Annotated in this window: 2 protein-coding genes; one reads left to right on the forward strand and one right to left on the reverse strand. The window is 58.6% G+C overall.

The features are described 5' to 3' along the window. Positions 1–217, forward strand: a 217-nt coding sequence (locus tag FJ414_RS31695) for a hypothetical protein (RefSeq protein ID WP_210239693.1), incomplete at its 5' end; no start/stop codon positions are given. A 153-nt stretch (positions 218–370) separates the two neighbouring features. Here the strand turns inward: FJ414_RS31695 and FJ414_RS31270 are convergent. Beyond that, positions 371–1,696: a site-specific integrase gene (locus tag FJ414_RS31270; RefSeq protein WP_140648198.1), complete on the reverse strand. Its 1,326-nt coding sequence runs from the start codon at positions 1,694–1,696 to the stop codon at positions 371–373. Between the last annotated feature and the right edge of the window lie 314 nt (positions 1,697–2,010).

Consider the following 2,010-nt stretch of genomic DNA (forward strand, 5'->3'; position numbering starts at 1 on the left):
CTCCGATCCCAATACAGGATCGGCAACCTCACAGATCGCGATCATTCCCGAAAGGTGGCCCGGAAACATCGCTTACGCTCTTTCGCCACCTAGAAGCGCTGGATATTGCAAGGCCGCATCGGATGCGCGCGATTTGCCGAGCGTCATGGGCGTTCATCAGCGTCTAGGCGGCACCTCGCGGCCACTTCTCGGGTTGTTCCGGCATGCGCTGAAATGAGGAGCACGTGCTTGGCATTCTCCTTGGACCGATATTCATCGAACTGCGCCATGATCTGGCGCATCATCACATGCGTGGGATCCTCGCCCATCTCCCTGCGTCATGGAGGCGAGCCTGACGCCCTCCCCGACAATTCATACGACGCCGCGGAAGTCAGGGTGGCGCAGCGCCCACCGAGCCGAGCGGCACGATCTCAGCGCCACCGCTGACAATTCCGGTCAGTCGATCAGCCCAACGGGCGAGTGCTTCTCGCTTTTCTCTCATGTAATCGTAGCGCGCATAAACGCGGCTGGTGATGCTAGCCTTCGTCGCGCTTACGTGATTCAAAACGTGGCCTATGATGAAAGGCGAGATGCCGAGTTCCTCCATGTGCGTTGCCGCCGACCTACGAAGGTCGTGTGAGGTCCAAGGCTCAACGCCCAAGATCGTCGCTTTTCCGCGCTTCATGATCTCTTCACGCTTGATCGCCTTGGCGATCGCGGCACCGGTCACAGGCGCATGGGCTCCAGGTCCAGGGAAGACAAATGCGGGCATGGCCCTGCCCTTACGCTCGGCAAGCGCTTTCACGTCGGCAAGTTGGTCGCGAATGATTGTAACGGCGATTGGAGATAGAGGGACCGCATGCTCGCGTTTGTTCTTTGAACGTAGAGATGGAATAGTCCACACCGACATATCGAGATCGAGTTCGTCGACTGTCATCCCGCAGACCTCGCCCACGCGCTGCGCGGTGACAAGACATAAGCGGATGACGCGCCTCGTCGACTCCCGCATATCAGCGTGTGCCAAGGCTCCCCACATGGATCCGATCTCGTCGGGTGATAGCACGCGATCGCGCTCAACTGTCTCGGTGGGCTTGCGCATGCCCTCGACGAGGTTCTGATCAAGGTCGCCCCTGCCTCTAGCCCATCGGATCATGGCGCGGACGTCTTCGAAGAGCCTGTTCGCCTCAACGTGGGCACCCCGGTCCTTCAGGGCGTCGATCGCTTTCGTAATATCGCGGCGATGCAGCTCGGAAAGCTTGACGTCGCCAATGCACCCCACAGAACTCTTCTCCAACTTCCCGCCGTCGGCGTTCCGGCCGGAGACATTCTTGCGAAGGCGGCGAGCGATCTCGTCTCCCGAGCGCTTGGTCGAGGCGTGACGCTTGATGTAGTTGTCGACTAAATCGGCAACGGTCTGGGAAGCGGCCTGCGCCTTCTTGTCGGCGACCGGATCGCCTCCATCCCCCACTTTGGCACGCCCATCCCGCGCGCGCTGGCGGGCTCCCTTGTCACCACCAAGCGATATATCTGGATAGGAGCCGAGTTTCAGCCATTGGCGCTTCGCCGGCGGACCATAGACTAGGTACCAGGACCTCGTCCCGCCTGCCGACGCACGCAAGACGAGCCCTTTTACCAACGTGTCAAAGTAGTCTGTCTTTCGGCCAGATACCGCCTTCGCAGATTGGCAAAGTTTGTCCGTAAGCTCGACCTGCGGCATCCTCTCCCTCGACCAACCGGTTCGTGAGTGATCTACACAATGATCTACAGAAAACCATGAGCTTTGTCGAGATGTGATGGGACAGCCCGAAGCGAGTGGAACAAAAAGTTATTTAATTTACAAGAGCTTCAGAATACTTCAGTGCGTCGCAAGACGGCCCAGGGAAACTCACCAAAAAACCTCTGTTAACCGGTTGGTCGCTGGTTCGAATCCGGCCCGGGGAGCCAAAATTTCCAGGGTCCGTTCCGGACACATGGGTTACGGTTTATACCGGAGACATGGGTAACACTTTTGGCCCGAAGGGGTTTTGGAGT

It is taken from the genome of Mesorhizobium sp. B3-1-6, from assembly GCF_006439555.1.
In the GTDB taxonomy this organism is placed as follows: domain Bacteria; phylum Pseudomonadota; class Alphaproteobacteria; order Rhizobiales; family Rhizobiaceae; genus Mesorhizobium.